Source organism: Mycobacterium sp. NGS40 (genome assembly GCF_059812735.1).
In genome coordinates this window covers 119,132-134,799 of the sequence record NZ_JCALDG010000002.1, presented here as the reverse complement: position 1 = coordinate 134,799, position 15,668 = coordinate 119,132, and the positions used below count along the sequence as shown (strand labels likewise).

At 67.3% G+C, this 15,668-nt stretch carries 14 protein-coding genes, 1 tRNA gene and 1 pseudogene; 10 read left to right on the top strand and 6 right to left on the bottom strand.

The features are described 5' to 3' along the window. Window positions 1-56 precede the first annotated feature (56 nt). The 3 genes from AC5Y5O_RS04125 to aceE all read right to left on the bottom strand — a co-directional run bounded on the left by AC5Y5O_RS04125 (window position 57) and on the right by aceE (window position 5,481). Window positions 57-965: an ACP S-malonyltransferase gene (locus tag AC5Y5O_RS04125; protein ID WP_500023889.1), complete on the bottom strand. Its 909-nt coding sequence runs from the start codon at window positions 963-965 to the stop codon at window positions 57-59. Between the two features lie 140 nt (window positions 966-1,105). After that, on the bottom strand, window positions 1,106-2,431 hold the full coding sequence (locus AC5Y5O_RS04120; RefSeq protein ID WP_096288765.1) for a PucR family transcriptional regulator: 1,326 nt from the start codon (window positions 2,429-2,431) through the stop codon (window positions 1,106-1,108). A gap of 260 nt (window positions 2,432-2,691) precedes the next feature. Beyond that, window positions 2,692-5,481, bottom strand: coding sequence for a pyruvate dehydrogenase (acetyl-transferring), homodimeric type (gene aceE / locus AC5Y5O_RS04115; protein WP_096288763.1), 2,790 nt, complete (start codon window positions 5,479-5,481; stop codon window positions 2,692-2,694). 172 nt (window positions 5,482-5,653) lie between these two features. Between aceE and AC5Y5O_RS04110 the strand changes: the two genes are divergently transcribed. The 8 genes from AC5Y5O_RS04110 to AC5Y5O_RS04075 all read left to right on the top strand — a co-directional run bounded on the left by AC5Y5O_RS04110 (window position 5,654) and on the right by AC5Y5O_RS04075 (window position 11,183). After that, a complete protein-coding gene (locus tag AC5Y5O_RS04110) occupies window positions 5,654-6,244 on the top strand; it encodes an Rv2240c family protein (protein ID WP_096288761.1) in 591 nt (196 codons plus the stop codon). 84 nt (window positions 6,245-6,328) lie between these two features. Beyond that, window positions 6,329-6,751: a DUF3052 domain-containing protein gene (locus AC5Y5O_RS04105; RefSeq protein WP_096288759.1), complete on the top strand. Its 423-nt coding sequence runs from the start codon at window positions 6,329-6,331 to the stop codon at window positions 6,749-6,751. Next, a complete protein-coding gene (locus tag AC5Y5O_RS04100) occupies window positions 6,751-7,212 on the top strand; it encodes a peroxiredoxin (protein ID WP_096288757.1) in 462 nt (153 codons plus the stop codon). The genes AC5Y5O_RS04105 and AC5Y5O_RS04100 overlap by 1 nt, the downstream gene beginning before the upstream one ends. Before the next feature lie 163 nt (window positions 7,213-7,375). Then, a tRNA-Val gene (locus AC5Y5O_RS04095) sits at window positions 7,376-7,450 on the top strand. A gap of 159 nt (window positions 7,451-7,609) precedes the next feature. After that, the gene (locus AC5Y5O_RS04090; protein WP_096288755.1) at window positions 7,610-8,314 is read left to right on the top strand and encodes a DUF2510 domain-containing protein; all 705 of its coding nucleotides are present in this window, start codon (window positions 7,610-7,612) and stop codon (window positions 8,312-8,314) included. 50 nt (window positions 8,315-8,364) lie between these two features. After that, window positions 8,365-9,495, top strand: coding sequence for a glycosyltransferase (locus tag AC5Y5O_RS04085; RefSeq protein WP_500023885.1), 1,131 nt, complete (start codon window positions 8,365-8,367; stop codon window positions 9,493-9,495). A 90-nt stretch (window positions 9,496-9,585) separates the two neighbouring features. Further along, the gene (locus AC5Y5O_RS04080; protein ID WP_096288751.1) at window positions 9,586-9,831 is read left to right on the top strand and encodes a hypothetical protein; all 246 of its coding nucleotides are present in this window, start codon (window positions 9,586-9,588) and stop codon (window positions 9,829-9,831) included. A 458-nt stretch (window positions 9,832-10,289) separates the two neighbouring features. Continuing rightward, window positions 10,290-11,183, top strand: a complete 894-nt coding sequence (locus tag AC5Y5O_RS04075) for a DUF732 domain-containing protein (protein ID WP_096288749.1) — start codon at window positions 10,290-10,292, stop codon at window positions 11,181-11,183. A 35-nt stretch (window positions 11,184-11,218) separates the two neighbouring features. Here AC5Y5O_RS04075 and AC5Y5O_RS04070 read toward each other — a convergent pair whose 3' ends face one another. Next, window positions 11,219-11,959: a maleylpyruvate isomerase N-terminal domain-containing protein gene (locus AC5Y5O_RS04070; protein ID WP_096288748.1), complete on the bottom strand. Its 741-nt coding sequence runs from the start codon at window positions 11,957-11,959 to the stop codon at window positions 11,219-11,221. A 108-nt stretch (window positions 11,960-12,067) separates the two neighbouring features. Here AC5Y5O_RS04070 and AC5Y5O_RS04065 point away from each other — a divergent pair, with 108 nt between their 5' ends. Then, entirely contained in the window at window positions 12,068-13,180 is a 1,113-nt protein-coding gene (locus tag AC5Y5O_RS04065; protein ID WP_500023882.1) for an epoxide hydrolase family protein, read from the top strand. A gap of 99 nt (window positions 13,181-13,279) precedes the next feature. Here AC5Y5O_RS04065 and AC5Y5O_RS04060 read toward each other — a convergent pair. Together AC5Y5O_RS04060 and AC5Y5O_RS04055 are read right to left on the bottom strand one after the other, a co-directional pair. Further along, a pseudogene (locus tag AC5Y5O_RS04060) lies at window positions 13,280-13,674 on the bottom strand (VOC family protein). 29 nt (window positions 13,675-13,703) lie between these two features. Further along, window positions 13,704-14,516 (bottom strand): oxygenase MpaB family protein, encoded by an 813-nt coding sequence (locus AC5Y5O_RS04055; RefSeq protein ID WP_500023880.1) that lies wholly within the window; start codon window positions 14,514-14,516, stop codon window positions 13,704-13,706. Between the two features lie 190 nt (window positions 14,517-14,706). Between AC5Y5O_RS04055 and AC5Y5O_RS04050 the strand changes: the two genes are divergently transcribed. Continuing rightward, entirely contained in the window at window positions 14,707-15,657 is a 951-nt protein-coding gene (locus tag AC5Y5O_RS04050) for a cobalamin biosynthesis protein (RefSeq protein WP_096288742.1), read from the top strand. The last annotated feature ends 11 nt before the right edge of the window (window positions 15,658-15,668 follow it).

Here is a 15,668-nt window from a genome sequence, read left to right as displayed (position 1 = left end):
TTGTGTTGCAATCGGTTTGATGTGATTTTATGCGGTTGTCCTGGCCGCGGCTGTTGTCAGATGTCAGCCAGTGCGTCCAGGTCTGCGGGCGACTTGACGGCACGGACCGTTACCCCCCGAAGTTCACGCTTGGCGATGCCGGCGAGTGTGCCCGCGGGCGGGAACTCCACAATCGCTTTGACATCGTGCTCAGCCAGCGTTGCGGTGCACAGGTCCCACCGCACCGGCTGGATCAATTGAGCGACCAGCGTTTCCATCGCCACCGCCGCCGAAGCGACCGGCTTTCCGTCGCGGTTGGACAGCAGCGTGGCAGTGGGCTCGGCGGTCGCGATGGCGGCCGCCGCGGCGGCATAGCCCTCCATGGCGGACGCCATGTACTTGGTGTGGAACGCTCCGGCGACGCCGAGAGCGCGCACCCGGGCCTTGGCCGGCGGGTCCTCGGCCAGCTTTTCCAGCGCGGTCAGCGGACCGGCGGCGACAATCTGGCCGGCGGCGTTGCGGTTCGCGGGGAACAGGTCCAGCTGCTCGAGGCGGGCCAGGACCTCCGTCTCGTCGCCGCCCAGCACCGCGGACATGCCGGTCGGCTCGGCGGCGCACGCCTTGGCCATTTCGGCGCCACGGGTGGCGGCCAGGGCGACGGCGTCGTCGGCGGCCATTACACCGGCGATCGCGTAGGCCGCGATCTCGCCGACCGAGTGACCGGCCACGATGAAGTCTTTACCGGCAAGCACGCCGCGCTTCGTCAGCTCCTGGTGTGCGAGCAGGGTGGCCGCGACGACCAGTGGCTGAGTGACCGACGTGTCGGTGATCTCTTCATTCGAGGCGGTGGTGCCCAGTCGAACCAGGTCCAAGCCGCTGGCCTTCGACCACAGAGTCATCTGCTCGGTCGCCCCCGGCAATTCCAGCCATGGCGAGAGCATTCCCTCTGTCTGCGAGCCCTGTCCGGGCGCGAGTAATGCAATCACGTGTCTAAGAGAACACTGTGGAAACGGTTTTGGCGGGTGTAACAGATTATGAACCTCGTCTTAGGTTTTTGTAGATACTCCACAAAACCGCTCGACAAGCTACGTATTCGATACCGTGCCGCGATCTGTTGCCTGGGTCACTATCGTACGGATGGCGCCGCAGAACTGCCTCTGACCGGCAGCGGAACCGCCGTTACCCCGCTGTGACCAACACTGGAGGGGTTGGTGGGGTAGTTGAGTTGGCCCACGGTCGCGGCCACTCGCAACACGTACGCATCGCGCGGCTGAGTGGGATCGCGCCCGGTGAAGTCGGTGATGCGCTTGAGCCGGTAGCGCACGGTGTTTGGATGAACGAACAACTTGCGTGCGCAGGCCTCAATCGCGCCACCGCAATCTAAGTAAGCGTCAAGAGTTTCGATAAGAGTGGGCCCGGCGTCGGCCAGGGGTCCCATCACGTCGGTGTGCAGCGCGACGATGGCCGAGGCGTCTCCCATCAGGGCACGTTCCGGCAGCAGCTCGCGGGCGTGCACGGGCCGCGGCGCACCGGCCCAGCCGGGAGCGGCGTTCATCCCGGAGATCGCCTCGCTGGCGCTGTGATAGGCCGCGGTCAGCATCGGTGCGGTGGGACCGATGACCACCGGGCCCTCGGCGAATGCGCTCAACAGATCGCCCAGAAACTTGTCCGTCGGGGACAGCTGGCCCGACACGATGGCCACCAGCCAGGTGCCGTGCACGTCGGTGAGGGCCGCTCGGCCGTGCTTCGCGGCGGTGTCGCGGACGATTTGGCTGGCCCGCTCACTGGCGACCTCGCCGTCGCTGTTGTCACGGCTGGGCGCGGGGGTGCCGACCACGACCGTGGCCGGCGCGGTGGTGTCCCAGTTCAGCGCGGCCGCGCGGGATAGTAGCTCGGGGCCGGTATCGCCGCGCACCACTGCGTCGACGACGCTGGCCTCCATCCGGCTGTCCCAGCTGCCCCGCGCCTCGGCCGCGTCCGCATAGGCCGAGGCGAAGCTGAATGCCAGGTCGCGGCTGTACTTCAGAATGCCGACCGTGAGTGCGGTCAGTTGCTCCTCGGAGCGGGCCAGTAGCGGCACGACTTCCTCGAAGAACTCCATGGTCACCCGCACCATGTCCACGCTGTGGCGCAACGCGATTCGGCGGGTGAGCTCCTGGGGTACCAGTTCGAAGGCCTGCGCGGTGTAGCTGACGTTGCTGTGTGGGTCTTGCATCCACTCGACGAAGTTCACGACGGCGGTCTGCACCACCAGCGCCACACTGGCCCGCTGGGACGCTTCCAGCTCGGCGAAGAACGGCAACCGCTCGCCCATGGCCGTGACCGCCTCGGTGGCCAGCCGCCCGGAGTACTGCTTGAGCCGCCGCAGCACGGAGTCCGGGACGGTGTCCAGGGTCTCGAGCGGGGACCTCGGATGCTTGGCGAACGGGCCGGCGAATGGGTTGTCATTCACCCCTAAAACCTACGCCGAATTTATGGAACTTTCCGCCAAAGGCGCGGCGGGGCGTGCGCGAACGCCCGGCGGGGATGGGACGCGGCGACGTGGGGCGGGCGACGGCCGCGTCGTCCAGCGTCACGCCAGAGTGACGTTCCGCGTCGAGAGCCACGCTGGCGTGACGCTCGGCGAATAGGGGCGCGGGTGCCCGGCTGGCCGGGCACTCGGCGGCCAGCGCCCGGCTGGCCGGGCACTCGGCGGGGCGGGGAGGTACCGGCTCAGGCGACGCCGGGGTCGGAGGTCTGCTTCGGCGCGGCCTGGACGTCGTCGATCTTGTACTGGCGCGCCGCGGCGAGCGGCACCGACGGGTCGATTTCGCCGTCGCGGGCCAGCGCCTCGAGCACCGCCACCACCTGCGACTCGGCGTCAGTGTTGAAGTAGCGCCGCGCCGCCGGGCGGGTGTCGGAGAAGCCGAACCCGTCGGTGCCCAGCGTCACGTAGGTGCCGGGCACCCACGGCCGGATCTGCTCGGGCACCCCGCGCATCCAGTCCGAGACGGCGATCACCGGCCCCGCGGCGCCTTCGAGGGCTTTGGTGATGTACGGGACGCCGGCCGGCTGATCGGGATGACGCAGCTGCGCCTGCTGGATCGCCAGCCCGTCGCGATTGAGCTCACCCCAACTGGTCACCGACCACACGTCGGCGGCGACGTCCCACTCGGCAGCCAGCATCTCGGCGGCCTTCACCGCCGACGGCATCGCCACCCCGGAGGCCAGGATCTGCGCGGTGTTGGTGCGCCGCTCGCCGGCCGCCCGGTAGCGGTAGATCCCGCGCAGCACGCCCTCGGGATCGAGGTTGTGCGGCTCGGCCGGCTGTACGTAGGGCTCGTTGTAGATGGTGATGTAGAAGTAGATGTTCTCCGGGTTGGGGCCGAACATCCGCGCCAGCCCGCTCTCGACGATGTAGGCGATCTCGTAGGCGAAGGCCGGGTCGTACGAGACGACCGCCGGGTTCGTGGCGGCCAACAGCAGCGAGTGACCATCGGCGTGCTGCAAGCCCTCACCGGTCAGCGTGGTGCGACCGGCGGTGGCCCCCAACACAAATCCGCGTGCCATCTGGTCGGCCGCGGCCCAGAGGCCGTCGCCGGTGCGCTGGAACCCGAACATGGAGTAGAAGATGTACAGCGGGATCATCGGCTCGTTGTGCGTCGCGTACGACGTGCCGGCCGCGGTGAACGACGCCGTCGAGCCGGCCTCGTTGATGCCCTCGTGCAGGATCTGGCCGACTTCACTTTCCTTGTACGCCAACATCAATTCGGCGTCCACGGCCGTGTAGAGCTGGCCGAGGCGGTTGTAGATCTTCAGCGACGGGAACCACGAGTCCATGCCGAAGGTGCGGGCCTCGTCGGGAATGATCGGCACGATGCGCGGGCCAACTTCCTTGTCCCGCATCACTTCTTTGAAGGTGCGCACCAGTGCCATCGTGGTGGCGACCTCCTGGTGACCCGAGCCCTTCTTCAGCGGGGCGTAGATGTCGCGGCTCGGAAGCTTGAGCGCCTTGGCTTTCGTCGGGCGCTCGGGCAGGAAGCCGCCCAGCTGGCGACGCCGGTCCAGCATGTAGCGGATCTCGGGGGCGTCGGGTCCGGGGTGGTAGTAGGGCGGAAGGTAGGGGTCTTCCTCCAGTTGCGCGTCGCTGATCGGAATCCGGATGGCGTCGCGGAAATACTTAAGGTCTTCTATCGCAAGCTTTTTCATCTGATGCGTGGCGTTACGGCCCTGGAAGTGCGCGCCCAGCGAGTAGCCCTTGATGGTCTTGGCGAGAATCACCGTCGGCTGTCCCTTGTGGTCGACCGCGGCGCGGTAGGCCGCATAGACCTTGCGGTAATCGTGGCCGCCGCGCTTGAGATTCCAGATCTCCGAATCGGTCATCGATTCGACGAGCGCCTTGGTGCGCGGATCGCGGCCGAAGAAGTGGTCGCGGACGTAGGCGCCGTCGTTGGCCTTATAAGTCTGGTAGTCGCCGTCGGGCGTGGTGTTCATCAGGTTCACCAGCGCGCCGTCGCGGTCGGCGTGCAGCAGGGCGTCCCACTCGCGGCCCCAGACCACCTTGATCACGTTCCAGCCGGCGCCGCGGAAGAACGACTCCAGCTCTTGAATGATCTTGCCGTTGCCGCGCACCGGGCCGTCGAGGCGCTGCAGGTTGCAGTTGATGACGAACGTCAGGTTGTCCAGCGCCTCGTTGGCGGCCACCTGGATCAGGCCGCGGCTTTCCGGTTCGTCCATCTCGCCGTCGCCGAGGAACGCCCACACATGCTGATCCGAGGTGTCCTTAATGCCGCGGTCGTGCAGGTAGTGGTTGAAGCGGGCCTGGTAGATGGCGTTCATCGGGCCCAGGCCCATCGACACCGTCGGGAACTCCCAGAAGTCGGGCATCAGCCGCGGGTGGGGATAGGACGGCAGCCCGCCGCCCGGATGGCTGTGTTCCTGCCGAAAACCGTCGAGTCGGTCGGCGCTCAGCCGGCCTTCCAGGAACGCGCGGGCGTAGATACCTGGGGACGCGTGGCCCTGGATGAACACCTGGTCGCCGCCGCCGGGATGCTGCTTGCCGCGGAAGAAGTGGTTGAACCCGACCTCGTACAGGGCCGCTGAGGAGGCGTACGTCGAAATGTGGCCGCCCACGCCGATTCCCGGACGCTGGGCGCGGTGCACCATGATGGCGGCGTTCCAGCGGATCCAGGCCCGGAAGCGGCGTTCGACGTCCTCGTCGCCGGGGAACCACGGCTCGAGCTCGGTCGGGATGGTGTTGACGTAGTCGGTGGACGTCAGCGCCGGCAGCGATACCCGCTGTTCGCCCGCTCGTTCCAGCAACCGCAGCATCAGGTAGCGGGCCCGCGCGGGACCCGAGCGCTCCAGCAGCTCGTCGAAGGACTCCAGCCACTCCGACGTTTCCTCGGGATCGATGTCGGGTAGATACGACGCGACCCCGTCTCGGATCACCCGGACGCGATCGGGTTCGCTTCCGTTGCTTGGGGTTTTGGCCAGGTCGTGGCGCGCGAACTCGGTCGTCAACTTCCGCTCCTGTTGTCGGCGGTTTCCTGCACGGGTGTTCGTCTTCCTATCGTGCCGTACCGGCGCCTCGGGCGGGTAGCCGCAATCGGATCGCCGGCGAACATCACCCGGCGACACGAAACCGCGGTGCGTTGACGGCGGCGGCAATCGCTACCCGGTAACGTCAGAAACCGTGCTCACCGGATGGAAAGTCGTCCCTCGCACGCACGGGGGACAGTTCCCCAAGCGTGGCGTGCTGGCGCTGGGCTGCATCGCCACCGCGCTGATGGGCATCGTGGGGTGTACCACCGTCACCAACGGCACGGCCACACCCGACACGAAGGTCGCCCCCGCCTACCGGCAGTCGGTCTCGTCGTCGGTGTCGGCCTCGATCGCGACGTCAAGCGTCCGGGAGTCCCAGCGGCAGCAATCGCTGACCACCAAGGCGGTGCGCAGCTCGTGCGACTCGTTGGCCACCACCAGCAAGGAAGCCATCGACAAGGTGAACGCCTACGTCGGGGCGTTCAACGGGGGCCGCGGCACCGGCCCGTTCGAGGGTCCGGCCATCGACGCCCTCAACAACAGCGCTTCGACGGTGAGCAACAATTTCAACGATGCGCTGTCGGCCCAGCTGAAGGACGCGTTCAACGCGTATATCGACGCCGCGCGCGGCGTCGCCAACGCGATCGGCACCCACGCGGGGACCGGTGAATTCAACCGTCGAGTCGATCAACTCAACGACACCAAGACCAAGGCGCTGAAATTGTGCCTGGCGTCGTTTTGAGGCGGAGTGTGAACCAGCTTCTGGCTGTGCGACGATAATCCCCAATCGCATGGCGCGCAGGTTGTGTTGTTAGGAGGTCCCACGGTGGTCGCGGCGGATGACGCCTCGAACTACGCTCGCAAGCTGGGCGTCCAACGAGACCAGGTTGTCCAGGAGTTCGGTTGGGACGAGGACACCGATGACGACATCCGCGCGGCGGTCGAGGAGGCCTGCGGTTCCGAGCTGCTCGACGAGGACACCGACGAGGTGGTCGACGTGGTGCTGCTGTGGTGGCGAGACGGCGACGGCGACCTGGTGGACACCCTGATGGACGCCATCAGCCCGCTGGCCGAGGACGGCGTGATCTGGGTGCTGACGCCCAAGACCGGCAAGCCCGGCCACGTGCTGCCCGCCGAGATCGCCGAAGCGGCTCCGACCGCCGGCCTGATGCCGACGTCGTCGGTCAACCTGGGGGACTGGAGTGCCAGCCGGCTGGTGCAGCCGAAGTCGCGGGCGCACAAGCGCTGATGCTGCCGGTCGGGACGACGGCCCCCGATTTCACGCTGCGCGACCAGAACCAGCAGCGCGTCACCCTGAGCAGCTATCGCGGCGACAAGAACGTGCTACTGGTGTTCTTCCCGTTGGCGTTCACCGGGATCTGTCAGGGTGAGCTGGACTTGCTGCGTGATCGCCTGCCTGAATTCGAGAACGACGACAGCGTGGTGCTGGCCATCTCGGTGGGACCACCGCCGACGCACAAGATCTGGTCGCGCGAGAGTGGCTTCACGTTTCCCGTGTTGTCGGATTTCTGGCCGCACGGCGAGGTCGCTGCGGCTTACGGCGTGTTCAACGACCAGGCCGGCTATCCGAACCGCGGCACGTTCGCCGTCGACCGGTCCGGGATCATCCGGTTCGCCGAGATGAAAGAGCCCGGCGAAGCGCGCGATCAAAGCCTGTGGACCGAGGCGCTAAAAGCGTTGCGCGGCTGAAGGTTTTCCCGGCGGCTGCAAGGGCGTCGATGTTGAGCTGTGGTGGGATTCCGGCGGTTCCCGCCAGGCCGGGTGCGCCGAAGGACTACTGCAGTCACGCCGTGAACGTTTTGGGTGGCAGGCCCGCGCCAGGTAACCTGCTGCGGGTCCCGTTTGGTTCCAAGGGCGCGTAGCTCAGTGGTAGAGCTCTGGTTTTACACACCAGCGGTCGGCGGTTCGATACCGTCCGCGCCCACCAGGATCGATCTTCTGCGCCGCGGCGTCCGGTGGTGGCACTGTGGGAATATGCGTGCGCTTACCGCTGCTAGCAATTCCAGGTGCTTACGTGGCCGGCACGGTTTTGAGCGGCCATTGCGGCGGACAGTCGGAAGGGCACCCTCGCGACGAAGGTGCCAGGATGCCGTCTGAACATGCGCCGCCCCCGCCCAAATCCACGCCGGGGTGGTACCCGGATCCCGCCGGGGTGGGCCACGGGCTGCAGCGCTACTTCGATGGCCGCAACTGGACCAGCGAGTGGGCCTTTTCCACCGAGCCCCCGAAAACGCTTGCCACAGAGCCGAAGAAAGACGCGTCCGGAAAGGCGGCCCTGGCGCTGGCGGCCCTGGCCGCGCTCGTCGTCCTGATCATCGTCGGCAAAAGTTGGAGCTTCAACGATCGGAACGACAATCAGTCGACGTCGTCGAGCGGTCCGGCCGCGACTGGACCGTCGACACTGACCGAGGCGATGCCACCGACCCCGACCGGCCCCAAGAAGCCGGACGGAGTCAACTACACCGTTTCTCCCGGCCCCAATGGCGACGTCGTCGAGGCCCGATTCGCGATTCGTGACAATTACACCGAGACGATGATCAAAGACGGTGCGCGCCGCGACACCATCGACATTCTCAGGTACGCACGAGCGACCTACCCCGATGCCTCCGCGGTGAATGTTCAGGGCACCTTCCCCATGACCGACCCGTACGGCAACACCTCGACTCAGGTGGCTATCGACCTCACGTATTCGCGAGCAACGTTGAACAAGATCAACTTCGATGGCGTGAGCAAAATCAGCATCTGGGAGATTCGCGATTCCGGATCTGTTCTTCCGGCATTTGAGCCCTAGCGGACGCACCCTGCAAAACTGGGTTCGCAGGGTGTGGAGGGAGAGGGTGCGTGAAATTCGTGCTGGCCGGCTACGGCACTCGCGGCGATGTCGAGCCGTTCGCCGCGCTCGCTCGCGAGCTGCGGAGCCGGGCTCACGAGGTGTGCCTGGCGGTGCCGCCCTGGATGCTCGGCTTCATCGAGTCGACGGGGCTCGACGCGGTCACGTTCGGCACCACCCCGCCGCCGCTGGGCGGGGTCGAGGACGTCGTAAGGCGTGTCACGCAGATCATGGCGGACTGGAGCACGGGCTTCACGGCGCTGGCGAACGGGGCCGACCTGCTGGTGACGGGCAAGGGCGAGCAACGAGTGGCGGCCAACGTCGCGGAGTACTACGGAATCCCGCATGCGGCATTGCATTTCTTCCCGGGCGACCCCGCGATCCCTGGCGGGCTGATGGGAGAGCTGACGCAGCGGGCGCACGACGCTCAGCGTCGCGATCTGGGCTTGCCGGATATCGCCGCGCCCGCTCGAGAACCCTTGGAAATCCAAGCATACGAGGAGTTCTGCTTTCCCGGGCTGTCCGCCGAGTGGGCGCAACGGGGTAAGCGGCGGCCCTTCGTCGGGGCACTGACGCTGGAGTTGCCGACGGGCGCCGACGACGAGGTGTTGTCGTGGATCGCCGCGGGAACACCGCCGATCTACTTCGGCTTCGGCGGCGCCATCACGCTGCCCGATCCCGCCGAGACGGCCGCAATGATCTCCGCCGCCTGCGCGCAGTTGGGGGAGCGGGCGTTGATCGGTGGCGGCCCGCCCGGCATTGCACCTGCCGGCCATGTGAAGTTCGCGGACGCGGTGAATCACGCGGCGATTTTCCCGGCCTGTCGAGCGGTCGTCCACCATGGCGGCGCCGGAACCACGGCCACCGCCATGCGCGCCGGCGTTCCGGCATTGATCCTGTGGCAAGCCAGCGACGATCAACCGGTGTGGGCGGCGGCGGTCACCCGGTTGGGCGTCGGCTTCGGCCGCGAATTCTGGTCCACCACCTCGGATTTGCTGGTCGCGGGGCTGCGCTCTGTTCTCGCGCCGGACTGCGTTGCGCGGGCCCGCGAGCTAGCGGCCACCATGACCGAACCCGCCGAAAGCGTTGCGAGGGCAGCCGATCTTCTCGAGGACGCCGCCGGTGCCGGGCGGGGCGGCTAGGCCGCGACGACGGGTGAATGCACGGTAGCCGTTCGGATAACGCGGCGTTCCGTTGTCGCTGCTTGCCTGGGTATGGCATTGTCTGGGAGCGTGAGCGAGGTACCCGGTTCTCAGAGCGCCAGTGCGGCCCACCCGGCACCTGGCGTCGGGCCGCTTTCGGCGGCGAATCAACCGGCTACCAAGGCCGATCTGTACGCCGCTGTCGATGCCTTGCGCGCCGACATGCGCGAGCTGATGAACGAGGTCCGCAAGCTGATTCAGGAAGCGGATCGTCAGGTGACTGACGCCGAGCGCGTGACGGGCGACGATCGCGACGGTCTCGACGACGCGTGGTGATGGGTCTCAGTCGGCGGGATCGTCGCGCAGTGCCGGTGTCATAGCACTCTAACCAGTCGAACCGCCGCTCGAAAGACGCTCGTTCAGTTGATGTTTCACAATCCGCAAAACATCATTCGCAGCTCGTACTCACAGTCAGCCAACGCCGAGCGCCGGCGGTACGATCTTGCTATGTCGTTGGCCAGCGGCAGTGCGATTGCCAGGCGCATCGTCCTGCGGCTGCTGGGATGCATTGAGATGGACGAAGTTCACTTCGCCCGTCATCTCCGTTTGCCCGGCGGCACATCGCTCAGAGCACCGAGCACCGGCGCCTTCGCCGGACGAGGCCTACTGCCGATGTCTCCTGAGAGACGGATCCGGCGCCCGTCAACGGCGACACCCGCAGACAATCACACCTGCGGCCTAGGTGATTATCCGAAGTCCGTCGGGACGGGCTCTTGCAGAATGGAAGCCCTCTCATGTTGACCGGCACCTCCAGATTCACTGGCATCACCAGGTATGTCGGAATTCCGATTGCCGCCATCGCGTTGCTCGGCGGCTTTGCAATCGTGCGCGGCGGTGCAGCAGCGGCTGACCCAAACGACGACCAATTTCTGGCGCTTCTCGATGATGAAGGCATTCCCGCCCTGGCGGGCGTGCCAAGCCTCGTCGAGTCGGCTCACAAGGTTTGTCAGGCACTGGATAACGGCACGCCGGCGAACCGCGTTGTGGACACTCTGGTTGACAATGCCGTAAGCGATGATCCGTCCCAGAGCCAGATCGCCCGCGGCCCCCTCACACGCACCGAGGGGCGCTTCGTCATTGCAGCAGTCGGGGCCTACTGCCCATACGACAAGAGCAAACTCGCGGTCCTCATCACCCGTCCCAAAGCGGGATGGAATGAACCGACCCGGCGGGCCGCCGACGGCATTCGCCCGGCGGGCTTTCAGGTTCATGGCAGCGCGCCCGTCTCGCTGATCGGAATTGTTCGCCCCGCAGGGATCGCCGATCCAGACCCGCCGACGATTCCCGAACCACCGCCTTTGGCGCACCTCCAGGCACCACCGCCGCCGATCGCGGCACCCCCTCGACCACAGCAGCCGTTACCTCAACGTTTGCCTGCGCCTCCGCCACAGGAGCCGCCGCCTCCGCAACAGTTGCCTGCGCCTCCGCCACAGGAGCCACCGCCTCCGCAGCAGTTGCCGCCCACGCCGCAGGAGCCGCCGCCTCCTCCGCAACAAGTGGCGCCGCCTCCGCCACAGGAACCGCCGCCTCCTGCTCCGCAACAGTTGCCGCCACCCTCGCCGCCCGCGCCACCGCCTCCGCCGACTTCGCCACCGAAGGAGCCGGGGTTGATCAGGGTCGCACCCTGAGACCGGGCAGTGCCAACCCCGACCGGCAGCCCGCTCTATTCGCAGAGATCGTCGGCGGGCGGCCGCACCGCGACCGTGTGGAAGATCGGCTGCAGCCCCGCGGGGTCGCCAACCCAGGGCAGATTCGCCAGCTGACGGCGGCTGCGCCGGCCGCTGAAGACGCGCAGCGCCTCGAAATCGCTGAGTTCGACCGCGATTTGGCCGGGCGCCGAGGCGGGGTCGCCGAGTTGCGTGGTTCCCGTGGTCGGGGTCGTCAACCGCAGGCAAGGATACGCATTGCGCCGGATGGTCCGGTCGATCATCGTTGTCAAGAATCCGATGGCCACGGCGAACGCCGGATCCGCTGTCCGAGAACCGGGTTCGCCGAGCGCGCCCCGGATGTCGTGTTCATGGGTGAGGGCATCGAAAACTGCTTGGGCACCAACGAGTTTCGGGCTATCGGTCAAGAATTCGACGACCGTTTCGGTGGCCGTCGCCCACAGGTCGAGCACCTCGTCGAGGGGACGGTCGGCCAGCCGGTCGAGCTGGGCTCGGGTCCATTCGTCGGTGCCCACATTGGCGAGGTTGGCGGCGACCACGTCCTGGGCGGTACCGGCCAGGTGGCACACCGTCTGGCGAACGGACCACCCGGGGCAGGCCGGCACGACGCGCTCGCACAGGTCGGTGCGGCCCCGCAGCAACGCATCGACGCGGCCCTGCACCGTGCGGTACGCCGCCGCAGCGTCGGCGCTGGAGCGCAGGTGGCGCCGCGGGCCGGTAGCGATCACGTCGCTCATGGCGGACACGCTACACAAATCCTAAGAGAACGGTAAGGGCTTCGCGCGAGACGTGACGGCCCACGGGGCGGCTGTCGCCGGGTTCATCGCCGGCGGCACTATGAATGCGTGAAGCCGTTTCGAATCGACGTTCCCGACGACGTACTCGATGATCTGCGGTCGCGCCTGGCGCGCACTCGATGGCCGGAAGCCGAATGTGTGGACGACTGGAGTCAGGGCATTCCGCTGGCCTACACCCGCGAGCTGGCCGACTACTGGGCCACCGAATACGACTGGCGTGCGCGCGAGACCGCGCTGAACCGCTTCGACCAGTTCGTCACCGATATCGACGGGCTGGACATTCATTTCATTCACCAGCGATCCCCGCACTCCGAGGCCTTCCCGCTGGTGATCACGCATGGTTGGCCGGGCTCAATTGTGGAGTTCCACAAGGTGATTGAGCCGCTGACCAATCCGGCATCCGGCCGTGCCGAGGATGCTTTCCACGTGGTGTGCCCGTCGCTGCCCGGATACGGCTTTTCCGGTAAGCCCACCCGCACCGGGTGGGGGGTGGAGAAGACCGCCCAGGCATGGGAGCAGTTGATGGTCCGGCTGGGATATCAGAACTACGGCGCCCAGGGCGGCGACTGGGGGGCGGCGGTCACCACCGCGATCGGCCGAAACCGGGGGCACTGCAAGGCAATTCACCTGAACATGCCGATCGGCCGTCCGGGCAACCTGGACAACCCGACCGAGCAGGAGAAGGCCGCGCTGGCCGCGATGGCTGAGCACCGCGAGTGGGGCACCGGCTATTCCAAGCAGCAGTCCACCCGGCCGCAGACGCTGGGCTACGGTCTGGCCGATTCACCGGTCGGTCAGTTGGCCTGGATCGTTGAAAAGTTCTGGGCCTGGGCCGATTGCGACGGGCATCCAGAGAATGTCATCAGCCGAGACGAGTTACTCGACAACGTGATGGTCTACTGGGTCAACAACGCGGCTACGTCGTCGGCGCGGATGTACTGGGAGAGCTTCCGCAACTTCGGCACGGGCGGTCGCGTCGAGTTGCCCACCGGGGTCGCCGCTTTCCCGGGTGAATTGCTGAAGATGCAGCGCAGCTGGTGCGAGCCGAACTACAACATCACCCACTGGACCGACATGCCGCGCGGCGGTCACTTCGCCGCGTTCGAACAGCCCGAGTTGTTCGTCGACGACGTGCGCGCGTTCTTCGCCACGGTCCGCTAGGCGCTCAGCCGTCCTCGGTGCTCGAGTGTGCATTTCACGACGCAACACGCCGGGTGCGCGTCGTGGGCTTCACACTCGGCGGGTGCGGGGCCCGCTGCGTCAGCCCGGCAGGGCGAAGAACTCCAGCGCGATGCCGTCGGGGTCGCGGAAGCTCAGGCCCGAGCCGTAGGGCGCGTCGACAATGCCGCCGTGGGCGATCCCGAGCTCGTCGAGCCGGGTGACCCAGTCTTCGAGTTCGGCGCGGTTGGCGCAGCCGAACCCGACATGGTCCAGGCCGACGCGATGTTCGCTGAACTCCTCGTCGGGCGCCTCGTGGTCGTGTTGATGGATGCCGAACACCGTGCGGTTGTGCAGCAGCACACCTGATGGCGGAATCCGGCGTCGGTGTGTTCGTCGAGCATGGGATCGGTCCCGAGCAGATTGCGATACCAGGGGCCGCTGACGCCGATGTCACGCACCGTGACCGCGACGTGGTTGAGGGCGGGGAAGGTCATGACTCGACTGTACGAGCCGAGCGCATCAGCTAGACGATTCGCCAGCCGTGGCGCGCCCGAAATCGCATGTCCCACAGGTAAAGCTGATAGCCGAAGAGCCACGCGCGGTGCGGGATGAACAGATCGGCCAGCCGCAGCGCCGACAACAGCCACTCGAAACGGCGCTGCTGACGCTGCGACCAGTCCAGCTGCATCATCGCCCGGAACTCCGGGGCCAAGAACCCCGTCGTCGCGAACAGATTGAGCGGACCGGCCAGCATTCGCAACGGCCACGGCAGAAACGCCATGGCGGCCACGCCGCGCAGGTGCTCGCGCACCGGCGGGTCGATGCGCAGCTCGTCGAGCGAACGCTTCCAGTATTCGTCGAACGCGACGAGGTCCGGCGGCCACATCCGCTCGGGCACCTGCAACGTCGTGCCCAACCGCTTGGCGTCCTGATAGACCGCCTCGGCGCTGGCCTCGTCCAGTGGGCCATGGAGGAACTCGTGCTGATCGACGAAGTAGCGATACAGGCAGGCGGCCACCCACAACTGCAGCTTGGGGTCGAACGCGTTGTAGGACACCGGGCTGACCGCCGTGGACCGGACCTGGCGGTGCGCGACGTCGACGGCGACGCGGATCAGCGCCCGGTCGGACTCGGTCCCGATGGTCGCCACCGCCAGATAGGTGCCGGTGGTGCGGGCCCGCTTGAACGGGTGTTTGTAGACGTTGCCGCTGTCGACCGGGCTTTCCAGCACGCCGTAGCCGACACCCGGCAACGACAACTGCATGATCACGTTCGCGGCGGGCAGCAGCAGCGCTGCCGCGTTGAGCAGGTCGGCGACCCGGGTCGCGGGCTTCATGCACCCGAGTAGACCAGACGTTAGTTCCGGCCGGAAGTGGGCATCTGTGGACTCATGGACCTCGATACGTCGTCACTGCTGTGCTGGGTGCTGGCCGGCACCGCCGTCGTGGCCGTAGTCCTGATCGTCGTGTCGATCGCCTAGCGGCGCGCCCGCAAGGTACATGTGAGACGCTGCCGAAGTGGTTGCGATGCGGACCCGGATCGCCGGCGTGCTGGTCGGCTACCTGGCCGACCTCGCGCTGAGTGATCCGAAAAGGGGCCATCCCGTCGCGGCATTCGGCGACGCGGCCGCCAGGCTGGAGCGGTTCACCTATCGCGACGCCAAGATCGCCGGTGCAGTGCACGTGGGCCTCGCGGTCGGCGCGGTGGGGCTGATCGGCACGGCCGTGGCGCGGGCCGCCGCAAACCGCAACCCGCTGTGGTCGATCGCCGCCACGGCCACCGCGACGTGGGTCGCGCTGGGCGGAACGTCGTTGGCGCGCACCGGGCTGGACATGGCGCAGCTGCTCGATCGCAACGACATCGAGGCCGCGCGGCGCCTGCTGCCGTCGTTGTGTGGGCGCGACCCGTCCCGGCTGGACGGCTCGGGGCTGACCCGCGCGGCGCTGGAGTCCGTCGCCGAGAACACCTCCGATGCGCAGGTGGCGCCGCTGCTGTGGGCGGGCGCGGCCGGGGTGCCCGGTGTGCTGATGTACCGCGCCATCAACACCCTGGACGCGATGATCGGCCACCGCTCGCCCCGCTACATCCGATTCGGTTGGGCCGCAGCACGATTGGACGACGCGGCCAACTACGTCGCGGCCCGGGTGACCGCGGTGCTGGTGGTGGCGTGCGCACCGCTGGTCGGCGGGTCGCCGCTGGGCGCGGCCGCGGCCTGGCACCGCGACGCGGTTCGTCATCCCAGTCCCAACGCCGGTGTCGTTGAGGCGGCTTTCGCGGGCGCGCTGGGTGTGCGGCTGGGCGGCCCCACGCAGTATCACCACGAGTTGCAGATCCGCCCCACCCTGGGCGACGGGCGTCAGCCGATCGCGGCCGATCTGCGCCGCGCGGTCGCACTGTCGCGAGCGGTGCAGCTGGGTGCCGCGGCGTTGCTGGGCGCGCTATCGAGCGCGCGGGTGCGGCGTCCAGTGTGCGGCTAGGGCGCCCGCAC